The 19825-nt window shown below is 53.0% G+C and carries 17 protein-coding genes and 2 pseudogenes; 13 read left to right on the forward strand and 6 right to left on the reverse strand.

Going from position 1 to position 19825, the window contains the following annotated elements; all coding sequences use genetic code 11:
- Positions 1–37: 37 nt before the first annotated feature.
- The 6 genes and pseudogenes from KIB08_RS05270 (at position 38) to KIB08_RS05295 (ending at position 7043) form a co-directional block, all read left to right on the forward strand.
- Complete coding sequence (locus KIB08_RS05270) at positions 38–1165, forward strand: sodium ion-translocating decarboxylase subunit beta (protein ID WP_303990486.1); 1128 nt, start codon at positions 38–40, stop codon at positions 1163–1165.
- A gap of 96 nt (positions 1166–1261) precedes the next feature.
- Positions 1262–2539, forward strand: a complete 1278-nt coding sequence (locus tag KIB08_RS05275; RefSeq protein WP_303990489.1) for an SLC13 family permease — start codon at positions 1262–1264, stop codon at positions 2537–2539.
- 71 nt (positions 2540–2610) lie between these two features.
- The gene (locus tag KIB08_RS05280) at positions 2611–2904 is read left to right on the forward strand and encodes a hypothetical protein (protein WP_235020593.1); all 294 of its coding nucleotides are present in this window, start codon (positions 2611–2613) and stop codon (positions 2902–2904) included.
- Between the two features lie 734 nt (positions 2905–3638).
- Positions 3639–3788: a hypothetical protein gene (locus tag KIB08_RS05285; RefSeq protein ID WP_303990491.1), complete on the forward strand. Its 150-nt coding sequence runs from the start codon at positions 3639–3641 to the stop codon at positions 3786–3788.
- Between the two features lie 820 nt (positions 3789–4608).
- Positions 4609–5683, forward strand: a pseudogene (locus KIB08_RS05290) (sodium ion-translocating decarboxylase subunit beta).
- 82 nt (positions 5684–5765) lie between these two features.
- Positions 5766–7043 (forward strand): SLC13 family permease, encoded by a 1278-nt coding sequence (locus KIB08_RS05295; protein WP_303990493.1) that lies wholly within the window; start codon positions 5766–5768, stop codon positions 7041–7043.
- Positions 7044–7085: 42 nt separating this feature from the next.
- On the opposite strand, the gene feoB is transcribed toward KIB08_RS05295, so the two are convergent.
- Together feoB and KIB08_RS05305 are read right to left on the reverse strand one after the other, a co-directional pair.
- On the reverse strand, positions 7086–9158 hold the full coding sequence (gene feoB, locus KIB08_RS05300) for a ferrous iron transport protein B (protein WP_303990496.1): 2073 nt from the start codon (positions 9156–9158) through the stop codon (positions 7086–7088).
- Position 9159: 1 nt separating this feature from the next.
- A complete protein-coding gene (locus KIB08_RS05305) occupies positions 9160–9381 on the reverse strand; it encodes a FeoA family protein (RefSeq protein ID WP_303990500.1) in 222 nt (73 codons plus the stop codon).
- 512 nt (positions 9382–9893) lie between these two features.
- Here KIB08_RS05305 and KIB08_RS05310 point away from each other — a divergent pair.
- Positions 9894–10832 carry a LysR family transcriptional regulator gene (locus KIB08_RS05310; RefSeq protein WP_303990502.1) on the forward strand — a complete coding sequence of 313 codons (939 nt, stop codon included), beginning with the start codon at positions 9894–9896 and terminating at the stop codon, positions 10830–10832.
- A gap of 101 nt (positions 10833–10933) precedes the next feature.
- Here KIB08_RS05310 and KIB08_RS05315 read toward each other — a convergent pair whose 3' ends face one another.
- Positions 10934–11149 carry a hypothetical protein gene (locus KIB08_RS05315; protein WP_303990505.1) on the reverse strand — a complete coding sequence of 72 codons (216 nt, stop codon included), beginning with the start codon at positions 11147–11149 and terminating at the stop codon, positions 10934–10936.
- Between the two features lie 127 nt (positions 11150–11276).
- On the reverse strand, positions 11277–11915 hold the full coding sequence (locus tag KIB08_RS05320; RefSeq protein ID WP_303990508.1) for a YigZ family protein: 639 nt from the start codon (positions 11913–11915) through the stop codon (positions 11277–11279).
- Between the two features lie 127 nt (positions 11916–12042).
- Between KIB08_RS05320 and KIB08_RS05325 the strand changes: the two genes are divergently transcribed.
- The 6 genes and pseudogenes from KIB08_RS05325 to KIB08_RS05350 all read left to right on the forward strand — a co-directional run bounded on the left by KIB08_RS05325 (position 12043) and on the right by KIB08_RS05350 (position 17663).
- Positions 12043–14169, forward strand: a complete 2127-nt coding sequence (locus tag KIB08_RS05325; RefSeq protein ID WP_303990511.1) for a heavy metal translocating P-type ATPase — start codon at positions 12043–12045, stop codon at positions 14167–14169.
- 138 nt (positions 14170–14307) lie between these two features.
- On the forward strand, positions 14308–14634 hold the full coding sequence (locus KIB08_RS05330) for a hypothetical protein (protein ID WP_303990514.1): 327 nt from the start codon (positions 14308–14310) through the stop codon (positions 14632–14634).
- A gap of 80 nt (positions 14635–14714) precedes the next feature.
- Positions 14715–15197, forward strand: a pseudogene (locus KIB08_RS05335) (enoyl-CoA hydratase/isomerase family protein); the annotation flags it as partial.
- On the forward strand, positions 15197–15553 hold the full coding sequence (locus tag KIB08_RS05340; RefSeq protein ID WP_303990517.1) for a tRNA-binding protein: 357 nt from the start codon (positions 15197–15199) through the stop codon (positions 15551–15553). The pseudogene KIB08_RS05335 and the gene KIB08_RS05340, both read left to right, overlap by 1 nt.
- A 140-nt stretch (positions 15554–15693) precedes the next feature.
- Positions 15694–16947: a putative DNA modification/repair radical SAM protein gene (locus tag KIB08_RS05345; RefSeq protein WP_303990520.1), complete on the forward strand. Its 1254-nt coding sequence runs from the start codon at positions 15694–15696 to the stop codon at positions 16945–16947.
- Entirely contained in the window at positions 16941–17663 is a 723-nt protein-coding gene (locus KIB08_RS05350; RefSeq protein WP_303990522.1) for a TIGR03915 family putative DNA repair protein, read from the forward strand. The genes KIB08_RS05345 and KIB08_RS05350 overlap by 7 nt, the downstream gene beginning before the upstream one ends.
- 75 nt (positions 17664–17738) lie before the next feature.
- On the opposite strand, the gene queG is transcribed toward KIB08_RS05350, so the two are convergent.
- Together queG and KIB08_RS05360 are read right to left on the reverse strand one after the other, a co-directional pair.
- Positions 17739–18674: a tRNA epoxyqueuosine(34) reductase QueG gene (gene queG / locus KIB08_RS05355; protein ID WP_303990524.1), complete on the reverse strand. Its 936-nt coding sequence runs from the start codon at positions 18672–18674 to the stop codon at positions 17739–17741.
- 60 nt (positions 18675–18734) lie between these two features.
- Complete coding sequence (locus KIB08_RS05360; RefSeq protein ID WP_159822462.1) at positions 18735–19790, reverse strand: zeta toxin family protein; 1056 nt, start codon at positions 19788–19790, stop codon at positions 18735–18737.
- Between the last annotated feature and the right edge of the window lie 35 nt (positions 19791–19825).

Genomic DNA, 19825 nt, shown 5'->3' on the forward strand with positions numbered 1-19825 from the left:
CTCAACTTACCAGAAAACATAGAAGAGGAGATACAGAATGACTGATTTCATAGTAGCGGTGACTTCAGTATGGCATGACAGCGGCTTGATCGTCTTTTCCATCGGTAACGCGATCATGATCTTTGTCGGCATACTGTTGCTCTATCTGGCATTTGCCAAGGAATTTGAGCCGTTGTTGCTCGGACCGATCGCATTCGGTTGTATCCTTGCCAACTTGCCGAAAAATGGCTTTGAAGAAGGCGTTTTTGCCCTCATTCATGCGGGCATTCAGTTTGAAATTTTCCCGCCGTTGATCTTTATGGGGGTCGGCGCGATGACGGACTTCGGTCCGCTGATTGCGAACCCGAAAACCCTTTTGCTCGGCGCGGCGGCACAGATCGGTGTATTCGTTGCCTTGGGGGGCGCGATGTTCTTGGGCTTTACCGCTCCGCAGGCAGCTTCGATCGGTATTATCGGCGGCGCTGACGGCCCGACTTCGATTTACTTGGCTTCGAAATTGGCTCCGGAACTCTTGGGCGCGATCGCAGTAGCGGCGTATTCGTACATGTCCTTAGTTCCGTTGATCCAGCCTCCGATCATGAAATTGTTCACGACGAAAAAAGATCGTCAAATTGTCATGGAACAGCTGCGTGTTGTATCGCACTTTGAAAAAGTGGTGTTCCCGATCGCGGCTACGATCTTCATCAGCCTATTACTTCCGTCCATTACCGCACTTTTAGGTATGCTGATGTTCGGTAACTTGATCAATGAATCCGGTGTTACGCACCGTCTGTCCGATACGGCACAGAACGCGATGATGAACACCGTCACGATCTTCCTGGCATTGGGTACCGGTTGTACCATGTCGGCGGAAAGCTTCCTGAACGTTCAAACCTTGGAAATCATCGGTTTGGGTCTCGTTGCTTTCATCGCCGGTACAGCAGGCGGCGTTATCTTCGGTAAGCTCATGTTGCTGGTCGACGGCAAGACGAACCCGTTGATCGGTTCGGCAGGCGTTTCCGCCGTTCCGATGGCAGCTCGCGTATCGCAGGTTGTCGGTTCGAAAGCGAACCCGGCTAACTTCCTTCTGATGCACGCCATGGGTCCGAACGTTGCCGGCGTAATCGGTACGGCGGTAGCGGCCGGTACCATGCTTGCCATGTTGAGTGCGACAGCCACTCATTAATTAGCATCCGCAACATATCCCCTTACCTCGAGCCCTTCTTTTGTACCTTTGCCCAATGACTATTTGCTAGTTATTACGAAAAGAAGGTGTACTCTTATGAGCCCCGCAGTAATCACATTATCGGTACTTGCAGTGGTCGCCATTTGCTTTATTACTGAAATTATCCCTTTGGCGATTGCTTCGATGGGCGGCGCGATTGCGCTGGGTTTGTTGGGGGTTATCCCGGAAGAAATGATTTTCTCCGGTCTCTCCGACTCGACAGTTGTTTTGTTCGCCGGCATGTTCGTCATCGGTGCGGCTTTGTTCCATACCGGCATGGCGCAAAAAATCGGTGAAAGCGTTGTATGTATGGCCGGCAAAAGTGAAACCGGCTTGATGTTTGGCGTTATGGCGATTACGATCATCATGAGCTCGGTACTGTCCAACACCGGTACCGCCGCATCCCTGATCCCGGTTGTTACCGGTATCTGCGCGGCAGCTCATCTGAAAGGTTCGCGTTTCATGATGCCGATGGCGATTGCCGCCAACGCCGGCGGTACGCTGACCATGGTCGGTACTCCGCCGAACATCATCGTTACCGGCGCATTGTCCAATGCGCATTTGCCAACTTTCGGTTTCTTCGAATTCGCATTTGCCGGTATTCCGCTTTGTATCGCGACGCTTGTATTTACGTTGACGATCGGTAAACGCTTACTGCCGAGCCATGATATTGATACTTCCGAGGAAGTAGAACAGGAAGTTGCCGAAGTATCGGGCAACAAGACGAAACAGATGATTTCGCTCTTGATTTTAATCGGCGTAGTTATCGTCATGATCTTCTCGAAAACCTTGCACGTATCGCTTACAACCGCTGCCGTTATCGGCGCTCTCATCTGCGTACTGAGTGGTTGTATGACAGAAAAACAAGCGTATGCTTCGATTGACTGGGTAACGATTTTCTTGTTCGCAGGCATGATGCCGATCGCGACCGCATTGGATCAATCGGGCGCCGGCAAATTGATTGCGGATACGGTTGTTGGCTGGTTGGGCGACAGCCCGAACCCGTTGATTGTCTGCGCGGCGATGTACCTTTTGAGCAACGTCCTGACGCAGTTCATGAACAACACGGCGACGGCGGCTCTGTTGGCACCGTTGGGCATTTCGATGGCGCAATCCTTACATGCGGACCCGAAGGCAGTCTTAATCGCGATCGCGATCGCGGCTTCCGCCGCATTTGCGACACCGGTTGCAACGCCTCCGAACACGTTGGTACTTGGCCCTGGCCAATACAATTTCAACGATTACCTCAAGGTTGGTATTCCGCTTTGTATCGTAGGCTTCGTCGTTATGATGATCGTAATTCCGGTTGTTTGGCCGTTCTTCCCGGGCAAATAACAGGAATGTAGCGTATGTATGAAAAGGCCTCGCTTGCGAGGCCTTTACTTTACCTTTTGATTGAGGTTCGTATGGAAATTTTGGAACAAATGAGCCCGACGCAATTCCTCTATCGTTTGTTTTTATGCATGCTGGCGGCGATGGTCGTGGTCGGCATCGCAGCCGAATGGATCGGGGAAGAGCGTAAGGCGCGCTGGTTCAAAAAGCGCACCCGCTTCTCTTTCTTTTTGCGCCGCGGTCCGCTGGGGGAAAAATTTCACTTCGGTTATCCGCGCACATTGGAAGGAATCGGTGTATTTTTAGCGATGTGTATTGTCATCGGACTGGCATCCGTATTTATTTTTACTACACCGTTATTGAACTAGCCAAAAAAAGACCGGAAACTTCCGGTCTTTTTTATTGCCCAAAAACAGTCGTAGAAAAGTAAACGACAAATAAAAATAAAGAAGACGCCGAAAAGGAAAAAATAAAGAAGATGCGTTTTGGTAAAAAGAAGCCGAGATTGTCAAGCGCAAGTGAACTCAAATGCGCAAAAAACGGTCAAATTACGCGTTTTATATCCACATACGACAAAACAATGGTGTACCTGTAATTCTTATAAAATAAGCGTCTTTTGAATGTTTTATGGAAAGACGTCATGATTTGATCTTTTGCCGTGATTTGAGGCGTTTTTTTGCGAAATAAACGCGAAGAAAATAACTGGTAACTGTTGTCTTGGAACGATATTATTTCAATGCGGAGAAAGGTCATATCTAGGCGTGGAAGGCTCTTGTTGAAAACATGCGCGATCCGTTAGAAAATTCGCCGCTGCATTGCAAGCGGGATACGGTCAAGAGTGAGGGGGCGAAGTAAGCGGCAAATATAAAGTAAACGCCGTCGCGGCTAGAAAATGATGGGCGCGGCGAATGAAAGATCACGCAATGAGGTGTATGGAAGGAAACGCACAGGGGAAGGCATTCCATAAAAGACGAATGCGTATGTTCCGGTTCCATGCGAGGAACTTTTTGGGTTCGACAGATAAACGAAAAATTTTGCGGATATAAAAGAGCGCCGGCATGGAGGCAATGAAGGATCCGATGTGCTTGGTGACCGGGGGAGGATGAACACGGATGCATGTGGTCGCGGTACTTTTCGCTGCCCGACACGGGAATGGATCGCAAATATCCGAGGATTCATTATCCTTGACGTCATCGCGATGCGGCTGTCTGTGGTACGGGAAGACGATGGTGACGATTTACGGATCGAGTGATTCGAGGGCGCGAAGAAGCGCAAAAGCCAAACGGCAAGAGACATGAGCAAGTCCCGCTTACGGAAAGCGCGCGGACGAATCTGCGGGGCTGTTTTTCACGCATCGTTGGGAAAGATGCGTTACAAAAGGTATTTCCATGACTTTTATGGAGCAGGAAAAAGACGACGCGTTAAAAATGATAATAGCGACGGATGCAAAACATCTATATTTATGTATGTATATTATATATACATAAATATAATTACTATTTGCTATATTGATAATATATATGAGTAATAACACCATAAAACATTTGGAATATCAATCTCCATAATGGCATATAAAAGTTTGTAAATAGGCCATTGATGACACTTTTTAAGAATGATTTACACGAATTTATGAATTGCATTAATGTTGACAAAAGATTAAAAGGCATGTAATATTGAGAAAGTAAGTAGGGTATGACCTTCTGTCCACTTTTTAGATTGGTCTTTCTTACTTATCCGACGTGCGTAGGAAGAGCGGACTTATGATCGCTTGCGAGCAGGCTTTCTGCGAAAAAGCCGGCAACGCATCCTGACCGTAAAACTGAGAGAAACGAAATTGACCAAGTATCTCCTTACTTCGATGACGAAGTGTCAATTGTGCGACGAGTCGCTACCTCGTCATGCGGCACCCCGTTTTCAGCCATGGCAAAGGATTTGTCCATCGGAGCAAACAGCGATCGGACATTGGCAGCGGGCGGAGCTTTCCGCCCTTTAGAAGAAAGGAGAGAGGTCAATTGGGAAGTTTTGCAACAGACTTCATAGTAGCAATCACATCAGTATGGCATGACAGCGGTATGATTGCTTTTTCCCTGGGTCATGGCCTGGATTTTTGTCGGCATTTTATTGCTGTATATGGCGTTTGTCAAAGAGTATGAACCTTTACTCTTAGGGCCGATCGCTTTCGGTTGTATTTTGGCGAACTTACCGAAAAACGGTTTTGAAGAAGGAGTTTTTGCACTTATCAGCGCGGGCATTCATTATGAAATTTTTCCGCCACTTATTTTCATGGGGGTTGGCGCGATGACGGACTTCGGTCCGCTGCTCGCGAATCCCAAAACGCTTCTTTTAGGAGCGGCCGCACAAATCGGCGTGTTTGTCGCGCTCGGGGGCGCCATGTTCCTGGGCTTTACGGCACCGCAGGCGGCGGCCATCGGTATTATCGGCGGAGCGGACGGCCCGACATCGATTTACCTCGCTTCCAAACTCGCACTGGAACTCTTGGGCGCGATCGCGGTAGCGGCGTATTCGTACATGTCTCTGGTTCCTTTGATCCAGCCGCCGATTATGAAAATGTTCACCACGAAAAAGCAACGTCAAATCGTCATGGGTCAGCTGCGTCATGTGACGCATTTTGAAAAGGTGGTATTCCCCATCGCCGCGACGATCCTGATTTCTTTGATTTTGCCCTCGATCACGGCATTGCTCGGTATGCTGATGTTCGGTAACCTGATCAACGAGTCAGGCGTTACGCATCGTCTGTCGGATACGGCGCAGAACGCGTTGATGAATACGGTTACGATTTTCATCGCGCTCGGTACCGGTATCACGATGTCGGCGGAAAGCTTCTTGAATCTGCAGACGCTGTAAATTATCAGTCTCGGATTGGTCGCTTTCATCGGTGGCATGGCGGCCGGCGTACTCTTCGGTCAATTGATGACGAAGCTGGACGGCGGCAAGACCAACCCGCTGGTCGGCTCGGCGGGCGTATCAGCCGTACCGATGGCGGCGCGCGTATCGTAGGTGGTCGGCGCGAAAGCCAATTCGTCGAACTTCCTTCTGATGCACGCGATGGGACCGAACGTAGCCGGTGTTATCGGCACGGCAGTTGCGGCCGGCACGATGCTTGCCATGTTGCAAGCCATGCAATAAACTTTTTTTCCACTTACTTTCTTGCCCGAACCACTTACCTATTTTTCAAATGTTACAGTTGTTATAGGAAGAAGGTGTTGATTTGAGTCCTGCTATTATTACTCTTTGCGTCCTGGGCGTCGTCGCATTGCTGTTCATTACCGAACTGATTCCGCTTGCGATTACTTCCATGGGGGGATCGATCGCGCTGGGTTTGTTGGGCGTTATTTCTGAAAAACAAATATTCTCGGGTCTTTCGAACTCGACGGTTGTTCTGTTCGCCGGCATGTTCATTATCGGTGCGGCTTTGTTCCATACCGGTATGGCGCAAAAAATCGGCGAAAGTGTTGTCCGCCTGGCGGGCACGGGTGAAACGCGCCTGATGGGCGGCGTTATGCTCGTTACGATTATCATGAGTGCGGTACTGTCCAACACCGGTACGGCCGCATCCTTGATCCCGGTAGTTACCGGCATCTGCGCGGCGGCGAAACTGAAAGGTTCGCGCTTCCTGATGCCGATGGCGATTGCCGCGAACGTCGGCGGTACGCTCACTATGGTCGGTACGCCGCCGAATATTATCGTTACCGGTGCATTGGCCAACGCGGGTTTGCCGACATTCGGCTTCTTCGAATTTGCCTGGATGGGTATTCCGCTTTCGCTCGTTACCATCGCGTTCATGCTGACGGTCGGTGAACGCTTGCTGCCGTCGCATGATCTGGATGCGGAAGTCGAAGTGGAACAGGAAGTTGATCCGTCGACTGTCAACCACAGCAAAACGAAACAGATCGTTTCGCTCTTGATTTTGATCGGTGTTGTACTGACGATGGTTTTCTCCAAACAGCTCGGTGTATCGCTTACGACCGCGGCCGTAATCGGCGCGCTGGTGGCCGTCTTGACCGGATGTATGACAGAAAAACAGGCGTATGCCTCGATTGACTGGGTAACGATTTTCCTCTTCGCCGGCATGATGCCGATCGCGACTGCGTTGGATAAATCGGGCGCCGGTAAATTGATTGCCGATACCGTTGTCGGCTGGCTCGGGGACAGCCCGAACCCGCTCGTTATCGCGGCGATTATGTACCTCTTGAGCAACGTTATGACGCAGTTTATGAACAACACGGCGACGGCGGCGCTCTTGGCACAGCTCGGCATTTCGATGGCGCAATCCTTGCATGCGGATCCGAAAGCAGTCTTGGTCGCGATCACGATCGCCGCTTCCGCCGCCTTTGCGACGCCGGTTGCGACACCGCCGAACACCCTGGTTCTCGGACCGGGCCAATACAATTTCAACGATTACCTGAAAGTCGGTATTCCGCTCTGTATTGTCGGCTTCATCGTTTCGATGATTGTGATTCCTATCGTTTGGCCGTTCTTCCCGTGAGCTGCTGAATGACATAAAAAAGACCTCCGAAGAGGTCTTTTTTTATGCGCCGCCTACGCTTCGAACGATAGCGGCGACAGTTATGCAGGTGAGGATGCCCATAACGGTAGGAAGTAATGCGGCAAGCATTGTCCAACGCCAGCTTTTCGTTTCATTTTGAATCGTGAGCAGGGTCGTGCCGCAGGGCCAATGCATGAGTGAAAATAAAATCACGCACAGGGCGGTGAGCCAGGTCCAACCGTGGTCGAGCAAAAGCGTTTTCAAGGTGGAGAGATTATCGATATCGAGCAAAGCGCCTTCGGCGAGATAAATCATAATCATGCAGGGAAAAATGATTTCGTTCGCCGGTAGGCCTAAAATAAACGCGGTCAAAATCGTGCCGTCCAGCCCCATGAGGTAGCCCAGCGGCTCTAACGCGTTCACCATGTGTCGGACTAAGCTGATGCCATGATATTGCAGATTGGCCAAGCACCAAATCACGAGTCCGGCGGGCGCGGCGACGCTGACGGCGCGCCACAGTACAAAGAGCGTTCGGTCCAACAGCGAACGCACGATGACGGTGCCTATCTGCGGTTGGCGAAACGGCGGCAGTTCGAGCGTAAACGAGGAGGGAATTCCTTTCAGCGCGGTCATGGAAAGCAGCTTGGAAGCTACCAGCGTGGCGATGACACCGACGACAATGACCATAGCGAGCCAAAAGGCGGCTCCCAGAGAATCTAAAATTCCGCCTGAAGTCCCAATCCAAAACATGGAAATCATCGCGATTATCGTCGGAAAGCGGCCATTACAGGGCACGAAATTGTTCGTGATGATGGCAATCAGCTGCTCGCGCGGCGAATCAATGATCCGACAGCCGGTCACGCCCGCCGCGTTGCAACCGAAGCCCATGCACATCGTGAGAGCCTGTTTGCCGCAGGCTTTACAGTATTGAAAACAACGGTCCAAGTTATACGCGACACGCGGCAAATAACCGAGGTCTTCGAGTAAGGTGAAAAGCGGGAAAAAGATCGCCATCGGTGGCAACATGACCGAAACGACCCAGGCCATGACGCGATACACGCCGAATAAAAGCGGACCGTAGATCGCCTCGGATATCCCCAGAGCGACGGCGCGATCGACTAACCAATCCTGACCGGCGAAAAGAATCCGCGCTAGAATTTCGGAAGGATAGTTGGAACCGGTAATCGTCAGCCAAAAGACGCCTAAAAGCAAAAGAAACATAATGGCAAATCCGGTATACGGACCGGTAAAGTACCGGTCGAGTTTGCGATCCCGTTGCGCGTAATGCGGATTATGAAAGGTAACGACCTCTCGACTGATGGCTTCCGCGCGGCGAATGAAACTTTCGCTGATCGCGTCCCGCAGTTCCTCTTGCGGGAACCCGGCCAGCACCAAATCCCGTTGCGCCGCGGTGAGCGCCTGCGCGATGGCGGGAATTTTATATAAATTGATGCCGAGGTATCGTTCCATCGCCTGCGACATGCCGGCGGCGCGCTCCAAAAGACGTATGGCGAGCCAGCGCGGGCTCACTTTGTGGCCGACGTACGGAACGAGTTCGGGTTCCAATTTGGCGATCGCCGCTTCCATCGCTTCAGGGTAAACGTGCTTTTGCGGTTGCCGGCAAGCGACATGACGCTGTTTGACCGTGGCGATCAAATCATCGAGCCCCTTCTTGGAGCGGGCCGCCGTACCGATAACGGGAACGCCCAGACGACGGGCCAGTTGCGCCAAGTCGACAGAAATTTCTTTTTTCGCCGCTTCGTCCAGTAAATTCACGCAGACGACCACCTGCGGTGTGGTCTCCATAATTTGCAACACAAGATTTAAATTGCGTTCCAACGCGGTCGCGTCACACACGGCGATCACGCAGGCCGGTTGTTCAAAACAGATGTAATCGCGGGCGACTTCCTCTTCTTCAGAATGCGCCAAAAGGGAATAGCAGCCGGGCAGATCGACCAGCTCCAGTCGGCCGTCGGCATCTTCGTAGTAGCCGTGCGCCGTCTCCACCGTTTTACCGGGCCAATTTCCGGTGTGTTGATGTAATCCGGTCAAGGCATTGAAAACGGTGCTTTTGCCGACATTCGGATTGCCGGCGAGGGCGATGGCGGGAGTCATCTCAACAACTCCTCACCGAGATGTGGCGGCTGTCGGTCGCGCGAATCGCGATGACGGTGCCACGCACCGCAAATGCTTTGGGGTCGCCGAGCGGGCTGATGCCGATGCAGGTGACGCGCGTGCCCTCGATCAGCCCCAAATCCTGCAAACGACGCTTCAAGCTCGTTTGCGCAAGTCCCGTGACGATAGCGATATCGCCCGGGCGTAAGTCAGCCAGTGTCATACTTTCCTCCGAAAGTTTATATGTAAGTAAAAAATATATAAATGTAATGCTGGCCTCGCGTACCGCGCGGGAACGGACAGAAAAATACCCGGTAGCCGAAGTCGCTACCGGGATCATCCGGTCGACGGATACGAAACACAACAAAGAAAACGGCGCAGTGAAAGGAAAGAACGGATGCTGTTGTGAGCCTGTCATCGCAGAAATACATCCGCAGGCGAACCCATTCGGTAATTGTAGACAGATACGTATGAGACTTTGAGTTTAATTCTCCTATTAAAACAGTATAGCATGCTTGCAATTTTTTCGGGAACGGTCAGGCCATGATTTCGGCGCGAAAAAATAAACGCTCGAGCAAAGAAAAAAACGTTATTCATCATCTTTACATGCTAAAAAATATATAAAATATGTGTTACAATATACTAAATAATGTAAACTATAGAGGAATTTTATATTATCAAATAAATATATATATTTTAGCGCTAAATATAATGGGTTGGCGCGGAAAGGAAGCCATGGACACTGAGTATTACCGTAATTTTATGGCGATGGTGGACGCGGGCAATATGACGAGCGCTGCGGAATACCTGCATGTTACGCAACCGACGTTGAGTAAGCAGCTTCAGCTTTTGGAAAAACGGTTCGAAACTAAGCTGGTCGTTGTCGCGCGCGGTCGTCGCCGTTTGCACCTGACGGAAGCCGGGGAAATCTTCTATCAGCGTGCAAAAGAAATTTGCGCTTTAGAGGACTTGGCGGGTGATGAAATGGCAACGGCGACGCGAGAGGTACGCGGCACCTTGCACTTCAGTATTTCGCCGGGACGGTCGCCGCGCTTTATTCATCGAGTACTGGCGGGATTTCATAAAGAATATCCCAACGTGCGTTTTGAACTGAAAGAAGGCAGCACGAGTGTGCAGCAAGAGGATCTTCTCGCCGGTGAGACGGATCTCGGGGTATGTCATACGACGTTGCCGCAATCGGAGCAGTTTGAATTTTTATTTACTTGCGCCGAAACACTGACGCTCGTCGGAGCGGAAGATTTACTGCGTCAGGTGCCGATGCAAGGGGCACGCTTTTCCGATTTACGCGGCATGGCGATCGCCACTTCGGGCAGCGGCGCCGCCATTTTACGGCAGGAAATCGGCGATCCGCAGACACTTTTTCAATTGGTAGCCGTCTGTACGACCAAAGCATCGGCGCTGGCTTGGGCGCGCACGGAAAATGTAGCGGCCCTCATTCCGGCGGAAGAGGAAGAAGAATTTTGGCCGGGATTGGACTCCCGAAAGCTGAGCGGTGTCACTCTGAAAAAGGCGATTGTGCGTCCGCGCAATCGCCCGCTTTCGCACACCGCGCAAGTGTTTTTACATTACTATGAAAGCGTCTTGAAAGCGGAGAAAGTCGACGCTTCTGTGAGCGCCAACGTGGATGATACGTTGGCGTCCGTATTGGTATAAATTTTGATACAAAAATAACGGCGTCATGACGCCGTTATTTTTGTGGACAGATTACCCGAGCGGGCAGACCCAGGTGTGTTAAGCGGAGAAAAAAGAGCATGTCAGACATGCGCCACCGGGAATCCATTGTGGTAGTAGAGAGCATCCGCGGTCGCCAGTCGTTTTTTGGCGAGGTAACGCCACACGCCTTGCAATGAAAACACTTCTTTGCGTGCCAAGCGCAGCGCGACCATCGCGGAACTTTCCATTGTCCCGGTATTCAGACCAGTAGCCGCCGCCAAACGATGGTCTGCGTAATGCTGCCAAAATCTCGACATAAAACCATCTCCTTTCCCTTACCTAACGGAGTTTTCTATTTATAGGATATGAGGAATGGAGAGGGATGTAAAATGAAAGTGTTTTATTGATAACCAAATAAATGCGAATAATTACTAAAAAAGTGATTTATTTTATTAAATCATAGTCAATCATTAAAAGGCGTTCGGGATCTTTTTGCCAAATGGCTCGCGCCGCAGTCAGCTCCGTCAGACTTTGTTCAAAGGCTGGGGCCGTTGTTGCCGGTACATCCATCGTGAAGCGAACGGCATCCGTAAATTGACGGTCAACAATAATATATGGCATGTCCTTCCAGGCGTTTTCCAGCGCGCCCAAAAGATCATAGGGGATTTGGACAGAATAACGATGGTGGGCGACATACGCGACGATCGGCGCGGCGGTTAGACTCTCGGCGAGAGTTCCCCCGTACGCGCGGGCCAGGCCGCCGGTGCCGAGTTTGATGCCGCCGAAATAGCGAGTTACTACGGCGAGCAAATTGGTCATATCCCGTTGTTGCAACACATGCAGCATGGGACGACCTGCCGTGCCGGCCGGTTCGCCGTCGTCATTGGATTGCTCCTGCAAGGTGCCGGTGGTGCCGAGGCGAAGCGCCGAGCAGTGATGCGTCGCATCGTAGTAGCGTTTGCGAATGGCCGCCAACGCGTCCTTGGCTTCCTCCGCGTCATTGACGGGAATCAGATCACAGATAAAGCGCGATTTTTTGATGACCGTTTCGTAATGAAAAGGTTCTTTGATTGAAAAATACATATGACCTCCGCTATTAGAGTAACTGCATTTTACCATGTAGGCAACTCTTGACAAAAGTGCTATACTGAAAATACATAGAAAATATTCGATATAATGACAACCGTGATTGACGGAGAGAAGGTATAGAATGAAACAAACGTTACGACTTGCCATTACCGGCATGCATTGCGCGGCCTGTTCCGCGCGGATCGAAAAAGTCGTCGGGCGCATGGCGGGAGTGCAGGAAGTGGCGGTCAATCTGATTACCGGCCGCGCCCGGCTGGTGTACGATGAGCAGGCGGTAACCGCCGTCGATATCATTGCTAAAATTGAAAAAAGCGGTTACGGTGCGCATATTGCCGATGCCGCTTGGGAAGATCCGGGGGCGGAGGTGCGGGCGGCGAAACGGCGTTTGCTCATCGCATTCGTTTTCGCCTTACCGCTGATGATCGGAATGGTCGGCGCACTCACGGGCTGGTGGTCGATGTTGCCGGGCGTTGCGGAGCTCGTTTTGGCGACGGTCGTGCAATTCGGACCGGGACTTTATTTTTATCGCGGTGCGTGGGGCGCATTGCGCGGCGGCTCGCTCAATATGGACGTGCTCGTGGTCTTGGGAACGACGACAGCGTATCTCTACTCGCTGTATGAACTTTTTGGCGGTGCCGGACATTTATATTTTGAAACGTCCGCGTGGCTGATTACCTTTATTTTACTCGGTAAATACTTGGAAGCGGCCGCGAAACGCCGCACCGGACGAGCGCTGGAAACATTGCTTGCCGCGGCGCCCGCGCGGGCCCATCGCAAAGACGGGGAAGAAATCACAACCATTGACGCGCATGACGTGACGGTCGGCATGACGCTTTGGGTCAAAGCGGGTGAGCAGATTCCGGTGGACGGTCAAGTCAGCGAAGGCGCACCGGAAGTGAACGAAGCGATGTTGACCGGTGAAAGTATGCCGGTAGAAAAAACGGTCGGCGATACGGTGACCGGCGGCACGGTGAACGGCGCGACGCCCTTTACGATGACGGCGCAAGCGGTCGGCGCCGATACGGTGCTTTCTCAAATCATTCGCGTCGTGGCGGCGGCGCAGGAATCCAAAGCGCCCATTCAGCGACTGGCGGATATCGTTTCCGCTCGGTTCGTGCCCGCGGTGATTTCGATTGCGGCGCTGACGGGCGTCGTTTACTACGCTTTTTTCGACGCCACGTTGGAAACCGCGCTGCTGCGTACCGTGGCGGTGCTTGTCATCGCTTGCCCGTGCGCCTTGGGACTGGCGACGCCGACATCGATCATGGTCGGCTCCGGCGTGGGCGCGCGTTCGGGCATTCTTTTTAAAAGCGCCGCCGATCTGGAAGAGGCGGGTAAACTTACCCATATTATTTTTGATAAAACCGGCACACTTACCAAAGGGGAACCGGAAGTGGTGGCGCTGGCGCCGCAGGGAACGATGACGGAAAACGACCTGCTCGCGTTGGCGCAAGGTTTGGAAAGCGGTTCCGGCCACCGTTTGGCCGGGGCGATTTTGGCCGCGGGGCAAGCGCGCACGATTCCGGCGCGCCGTTTTACGGAATTAAAGGAAACCGTCGGCAAGGGCATGAGCGGTCAATACGAAGGCGCGACGTATACGATCGGTCGAGCCGCGTCCGATGACCCGACAGCCGCCGCCTGGGAGGCGCAGGGGCGCACGGTGCTGGCCGTGCGTCGTGAAACGGAAGTGCTCGGGCTGATCGCGGTGGCGGACGCGTTGCGCGAGGACGCGGCGGAAGCCATTCACGATTTACATGCGCAGGGCATCGAAACGGAACTTTTAAGTGGCGACAATCGTCCCACCGCCACGGCAATTGCGCAAAGTCTCGGGATCGACACCGTGACGGCGGAAGTAAAACCAATCGAAAAAGCGGACCATGTCGCCGCGCGTAAAGGTGGGGGCCGATTGATTGCGATGGTCGGCGACGGCATCAATGACGCGCCGGCGTTGGCGACAGCGGATTTGGGCATCGCGATCGGTTCCGGCACGGCGGTCGCGATGGATGCCGCGGATATCGTTTTACTCCGCAGTCGCGTGCGTGACGTGGCTCGCTCCGTCACGCTGGCGAAAGAGACGCTGAAAAATATTCGTCAAAATCTTTTCTGGGCGCTGATCTACAACATGATTGGTATCCCGCTGGCCGCGCTCGGTTACCTTTCACCGCTCCTCGCGGGCGCCGCGATGGCGCTCAGCTCCGTGTCCGTTGTACTCAACGCGTTGCGTTTGCAATACGTGTCATTACGGTGAAGTGGTCTATGCCGATGCTTTTTAGCGTGGTCACGCACCTTACAAAACCAAGGCGTATCGCTATTTTACAAAAAATGAAATCCCCCGTTACGGGGGATTTTTTAAAATGGTGTACAATAGTGACAAGGAGGAACGCTTATGAACGATGTAGAAGTACGAGAGCGACTCGCGGAACTCGGGGTCGTCGAAACAGAAGCGGAAGACGAAGTACTTTTGGTGCAGGATTTTGCCGACGGACGGTACGCGGTGATCACCGACTCGGAAGGACGCGCGCCGGAAACATTCGCCGAAGAGTTGTATTGGACATTGTACGCTGACGACGGTGAATTTTTATGGACGGTGACGATCCAAGACGGTGCGGCGTTGGCGGACTTGCTCGCGGCCGGCGCCGGCGATGAAGATTTGATTACGCGCATGAGCGATTTGCGCGCGAAAAACACGGAAGAATTTTTGAACCGACAGTAGGAGGAGAGAAAATGACGGCCATGGATACGCTCTCCGGTCGCGATTGAGGCCGTTTCGGCAAAGCGGTCACGCAGCAACTCGAAGACGCGCCGCAGCCGGTCATCGCCGAGGTGAACGGCTACGCGTTGGGCGGCGGTTGTGAACTTACGCTTGCCTGCGATTTTCGGTACGCGAGTGAAAACGCGCAATTCGGTCAGCCGGAAGTGAAGTGGGGCATTTGCGCCGGTTTCGGCGCGAGCCAAGGCTTGACGCGCGCGGTCGGCCCCGCGATGGCGAAAGAACTTTTATATACCGCCGATTTCATCGATGCGCGGGAAGCGTTGCGGATTGGTTTGGTCAATCGCGTAGTACCGCAAAAAGACTTGCTGGAAACAGCGCTGGCGACGGCGAGACGTATTCAAAAGAATGCCAAAGCCGCAGTGCGCGCCACGAAACGTTCGGTACTGGCGGGACAGGATTTGGATCAGCGTAATGCGATTGAATTGGAAGCGCAATATTTCGGCATTTGCTTCGCGACCGAGGACCAAACGAAACGCATGCAGTTGTTCGGAAAGAAAAAATAATGGCGAAAGATACGCAACCTAAAGAAGAAGTTACATTTGACACATTCGCTCCATTGGATATTCGCACGGGAACGATTGTGGAGGCCGGTCCGCTCAAGGGGGCGCGCGTGCCTGCGTATCGGCTGAGAGTGGATTTCGGACCCGTGATCGGCATCAAGCAGTCATCGGCGCAAATCACGGACCTTTATAGTCCGGAAGGTCTGATTGGCGAGCAGGTGCTCGGCGTGGTCAATTTCCAGCCGATGCATATCGCCGGTTGGCGCTCGGAAGTGCTCGTACTCGGCGTGTATACGGAGCAGGGTGTTGTTCTCATCGCGCTGAAACAAAAAACGGATAACGGTATGATATTAGGCTAATCAAAAAAAGACGCGCGCGCGTCTTTTTTTGTTGCGCAAAATTAAAAAATACATGTCGCCGGAAAAAGAGAATGACAAAATGGCAGCCGCGGTCATTCCATGCTATAATGCAGAAAAGAACATTTGTTCGGAGTGAAGTTATGGAATTTGACACGCTGCAACACAAACTGAAAATTTTAACCGATGCCGCAAAATACGACGCCAGCTGCAGTTCGAGCGGGTCCCGCCGATCGCATCGCAAAGGGGGCGTGGGCAATGCCGCCGAGTCGGGAATTTGCCACAGCTGGAGCGAGGACGGACGTTGCATTTCGCTGCTGAAAATTCTCCTCACCAATAAGTGCATTTACCACTGCGAATATTGCGTCAATCGCAGCAGCAACGATGTGGAACGGGCGGAGTTCACGCCCGAAGAGGTCTGCGAACTCACGCTTAATTTTTATAAGCGCAACTATATCGAAGGCTTGTTCCTTTCGAGCGGGATTGTCGGTAACGCCGATCACACGATGGAAAAACTGATCCGTGTCGCGCGCCTCTTGCGTTATCGGGAGAATTTTAACGGCTATATCCACATGAAAGCGATTCCCGGAGCATCGCCCGCACTGGTCGAAGAATTGGGACGATTGGTGGATCGGTTGAGTGTGAATATCGAACTGCCGACGGAATCGGCGCTGGCGCTTTTGGCGCCGCAAAAAAGCTTTGCCAAGATCTTTCAACCGATGGCGACCATTCGCCAACATATTCGGGAGAGCCGCAGTGAGCGCAAAAAATCACGGCACGCGCCGCTTTTCGCGCCGGCGGGGCAAAGTACGCAAATGATTGTCGGCGCGAGCCGCGAGGACGATCGCACGATCATTCAGCGGGCCCAAGCGCTGTATCATTCGTTTGACTTGAAGAGGGTATACTATTCGAGTTTCGTGCCGGTGGTGTCGTCGCGCTTCACGGAAGGCATCGTGAAACCGCCGCTTTTGCGCGAACATCGCATTTATCAGGCGGATTTTCTGATGCGCTACTATGATTTCACGGCCGATGAAATTTTAACGGCCAAAGAGCCTTTTTTCGACTTGGAGTTGGACCCGAAAATGAGCTGGGCGATTTGTCATTTGGATCGTTTTCCGGTGGAAATCAACCGCGCCGATTTGGAGGAGCTGATCCGTATCCCGGGGATCGGCATCACCGGCGCGAAACGTATTATTCGCGCGCGTCGTTTCGCCAAGTTGAAATACGACGACTTGCGGACGCTGAAGATTTCTACCAAGCGGGCGCGCCACTTCATGACGGTCGCGGGCGTATACCGCGGCGCGGCGATCCGTTCGCGTCACGACTTGCGGCAGCGCATGAAGTCGCTCGAAGATGCGCCTCGCTATGAGCAAATGGACTTGTTCGCGCCATGCTGACGCACTATGACGGAACCTATCCGGGATTTTTAACGGTGATTTTCGCGCGCTATCGAACGTTGGAAACGATTGAAATCGAACCGCTCACACCGCAAATGGATTTTTTGGTGGCGCATGATCGGGTCGTGACCGATCCGGCGAAAGCGGCGCGTGTCGCGACGTATTTGCGCGACCATTTCGGCGCCGATTTCCTGCGCCGTTGCTATGCCGCGTTGCTTTCGGTCGAAGCGCGCCATGAAACGGTGACCGCGCGAACGATCAAAAAATGTATTCGCCACGGCAAAGGCGTTTTGGCGAGCGCCGATCGGGACGCAGTCGCGTTTGATCGGATCGTGCGCGCGGTCTACAGCGAAGCGCACAGTTGGAAGGGTTTACTGCGCTTTCGTGAGGTACAGGATGGCTACTGGTACGCGCCGTTTGCGCCCAAGCATGATGTCATCGAACTGCTGACCGCGCATTTTGCCCGCCGGCTCAACGGCGAGCATTTCGTCATTCATGATTGTCCGCGCGGTTGCGCCGCGTTGCATGCGGACGGCCGCACGGAATATTTTTCCGCCACGGCCTTGTCCGTCGTCGAAACGGCGGCTGAAAGCGCGTACCAGGACGCCTGGCGACTGTTTTATAAAACCGTCGCGATCCCCGAGCGCGCCAATCCGAAACTGCGCCAAAGCAACATGCCCAAACGCTACTGGGCGCATTTGATTGAGCGTTTATAAAACATCTTCGTCGCAAGAAGCCGCTGCGCTTTCAAAGCATAAAAAAGAACCGCCATTTTTTCATGGTGGTTCTTTTTAGTGATTGTCATCGTTGCGATGGGCGGAGCTTTCTTCCAATAGAGCCGCGTTGCGCAACAAAATTTTTTTGCCGCGCCACGCCCAGGCGCGATCGCCGTAAGCGGCTTGGAACGTGCGGTTCGAATGGCGGGCAATTTCCGCCGCGGTGATGTGCGTGATGCGATCATTCTGAAATTCGGGGAGCGGCGTCGGCTCGGCCGCGGTGTTATGCGGGCAGACCTCCTGACAGACGTCGCAGCCGAAAATATAATGATTTTTCGCGATGATGGCGGCTTCAGCGGCGGTCAGATCGCCTTTTTTCTGTGTGATGTACGATTTGCAACGCGGCCAAATAAATCGTTCCGGCGTCAGCGCCTGACCGGGGCAAAAGCGGCGACAACGTCCGCACTGCAGACATGTTTTTTGCAGCGGTTCGCTCGGCGCCAGCGCAAGCGTCGTGACAAGCCCGCCGATCATGGTGTGGGTGCCGTAGCGATCATTAATGAGCGCCTTGTTCCAGCCGAAAAAGCCCAACCCCGCGAGATACGCCAGGGCTCGATCCGGAAGCGGCGACGTGTCGACAAAAGAGAAGAAATCGGCATCGGAAAAATGCGCTTGAAGGCGGGTCTGTAAGCGCGTTAAATAGTGTTGCACAATGATATGGTAATCACGCGCCCGCGCGTATTCCGGCAAGTTCGCGGGAGGTTCGGCGGCGTTTTCCGCAGTGGCTGAGGCGGGACGATACGGAAAGAGACAAACGATCACGCTCTGCGCGCCGGGCAACAAGGCGGCCGGATCCAGACGCGTCGTCACATCCGACGGCGTGAAGGGCGACGGTTCGCCGGCCGCGTGGAGTGTCGCGGCAAGCGTCTCGGGGAGCGGCAGACGCACGAAGCCGACTTCGGTAAGACCGAGGTGGTTTGCTTGCGTGATGATGATTTTATTTTTGTCCATGTCGCTCCTTTCCGTTTTCATGTAAACAAAAACCGTGCCGTGATACGCAGCACGGTGTATTTATTCTTCTTCGCCGCGACGCAGACGTGCGCGTAAAAGTTCGGCGACGCTTTCCGTCGGACTGTCGTCGCTGTCGTATAAAAGACCTTTCTCACTTTTCACCACAAGGCGATCATAGCGATGCTCATGGTGCACCGCCAACGCGGTTTCCACGAATTTATCGCAGGCCCAGTCGTGATACTCGGGACTCATCATGCGAGCCAGCGCCGGCGCTTTGATAAGTTGCTGCTGGTACAGTTGTTGCAGCGACTGCCAGCTTTCCAGCCGCGGCGTCGCGCGAAATTTGACAATGACATAGTAGCCGCTATCCTGCAGGAGTTTAAGCTTGGACAAAATTTCTTCCGGGTCGGTGCAATTGCTTTCGATCAGCAAGTGGCGACGTTCGGCGACGGCCTGTTGAAACGCTTTTTCCGCCATGTAATCGGCAAAATGTTGCGTGATGTAAATACTGTACAGACCGTATTTTTCCTGCAGTTCCTGGTAATGCGGATGAAAACCGAACAAGGTATCGGGATCGCCGTGGATGAGCTGGTGCTCGTGGTTGTCAATGACCGTTGAAGCCATGCGGGACTTGCCCGAGCCGGGTTGCCCGCCGATCAGGTAAGCGATCGGACGCTCCACATGTTTCGGTTTATTGCCTGCGATGATGGGCCACACACGCGTGGCGAATACAAAATCGGCCTGCGCGCGATCATAGGTGGATTCCGGCGCGGGCGGAACAAAATCAATATCCGGTTTGGCGATTTCTTCAAAAAAGATCTCCGGCAAGTAGACATCCATGATGGCCAGCGCTTCTTCCAGCATGGCTACCTGTTCTTCGACGGAAATACCATAACCGCGACGCTCTTCGATTTCCGCAATCGCGGCGACGGTGCGGCGGATCAGTTCACCCAGCCGCTCCATGTGGCGCTGCTTACGCGAACCGCTTTGCGGGTCCGCGACCAACATGTTGCGAACCGTCACAAAAATTTCCGCGTTGACTTCCAGCTGAATCCCGGGGGGGACTTGGTCGGCCGCTTTTTCGAGCTGCTGTAAGGTCTTTTGACTATACGGCATCCGGTGCATCACACTCCTGTATTGAGTCAATATAA

This window comes from Negativicoccus succinicivorans (genome assembly GCF_018372215.1).
Taxonomy (GTDB): Bacteria; Bacillota; Negativicutes; order Veillonellales; family Negativicoccaceae; genus Negativicoccus.

What these genes read in the sequence shown, in the direction of transcription:
- KIB08_RS05270 (WP_303990486.1), top strand. Translation starts at nt 38, where the DNA reads ATGACTGATTTCATAGTAGCGGTGACTTCAGTATGGCATGACAGCGGC.
- KIB08_RS05280 (WP_235020593.1), top strand. Translation starts at nt 2,611, where the DNA reads ATGGAAATTTTGGAACAAATGAGCCCGACGCAATTCCTCTATCGTTTG.
- KIB08_RS05275 (WP_303990489.1), top strand. Translation starts at nt 1,262, where the DNA reads ATGAGCCCCGCAGTAATCACATTATCGGTACTTGCAGTGGTCGCCATT.
- KIB08_RS05360 (WP_159822462.1), bottom strand. Translation starts at nt 19,790, where the DNA reads ATGCCGTATAGTCAAAAGACCTTACAGCAGCTCGAAAAAGCGGCCGAC.
- KIB08_RS05345 (WP_303990520.1), top strand. Translation starts at nt 15,694, where the DNA reads ATGGAATTTGACACGCTGCAACACAAACTGAAAATTTTAACCGATGCC.
- KIB08_RS05330 (WP_303990514.1), top strand. Translation starts at nt 14,308, where the DNA reads ATGAACGATGTAGAAGTACGAGAGCGACTCGCGGAACTCGGGGTCGTC.
- queG (WP_303990524.1), bottom strand. Translation starts at nt 18,674, where the DNA reads ATGGACAAAAATAAAATCATCATCACGCAAGCAAACCACCTCGGTCTT.
- KIB08_RS05340 (WP_303990517.1), top strand. Translation starts at nt 15,197, where the DNA reads ATGGCGAAAGATACGCAACCTAAAGAAGAAGTTACATTTGACACATTC.
- KIB08_RS05310 (WP_303990502.1), top strand. Translation starts at nt 9,894, where the DNA reads ATGGACACTGAGTATTACCGTAATTTTATGGCGATGGTGGACGCGGGC.
- KIB08_RS05285 (WP_303990491.1), top strand. Translation starts at nt 3,639, where the DNA reads ATGAACACGGATGCATGTGGTCGCGGTACTTTTCGCTGCCCGACACGG.
- KIB08_RS05315 (WP_303990505.1), bottom strand. Translation starts at nt 11,149, where the DNA reads ATGTCGAGATTTTGGCAGCATTACGCAGACCATCGTTTGGCGGCGGCT.
- KIB08_RS05350 (WP_303990522.1), top strand. Translation starts at nt 16,941, where the DNA reads ATGCTGACGCACTATGACGGAACCTATCCGGGATTTTTAACGGTGATT.
- KIB08_RS05305 (WP_303990500.1), bottom strand. Translation starts at nt 9,381, where the DNA reads ATGACACTGGCTGACTTACGCCCGGGCGATATCGCTATCGTCACGGGA.
- KIB08_RS05320 (WP_303990508.1), bottom strand. Translation starts at nt 11,915, where the DNA reads ATGTATTTTTCAATCAAAGAACCTTTTCATTACGAAACGGTCATCAAA.
- feoB (WP_303990496.1), bottom strand. Translation starts at nt 9,158, where the DNA reads ATGACTCCCGCCATCGCCCTCGCCGGCAATCCGAATGTCGGCAAAAGC.
- KIB08_RS05325 (WP_303990511.1), top strand. Translation starts at nt 12,043, where the DNA reads ATGAAACAAACGTTACGACTTGCCATTACCGGCATGCATTGCGCGGCC.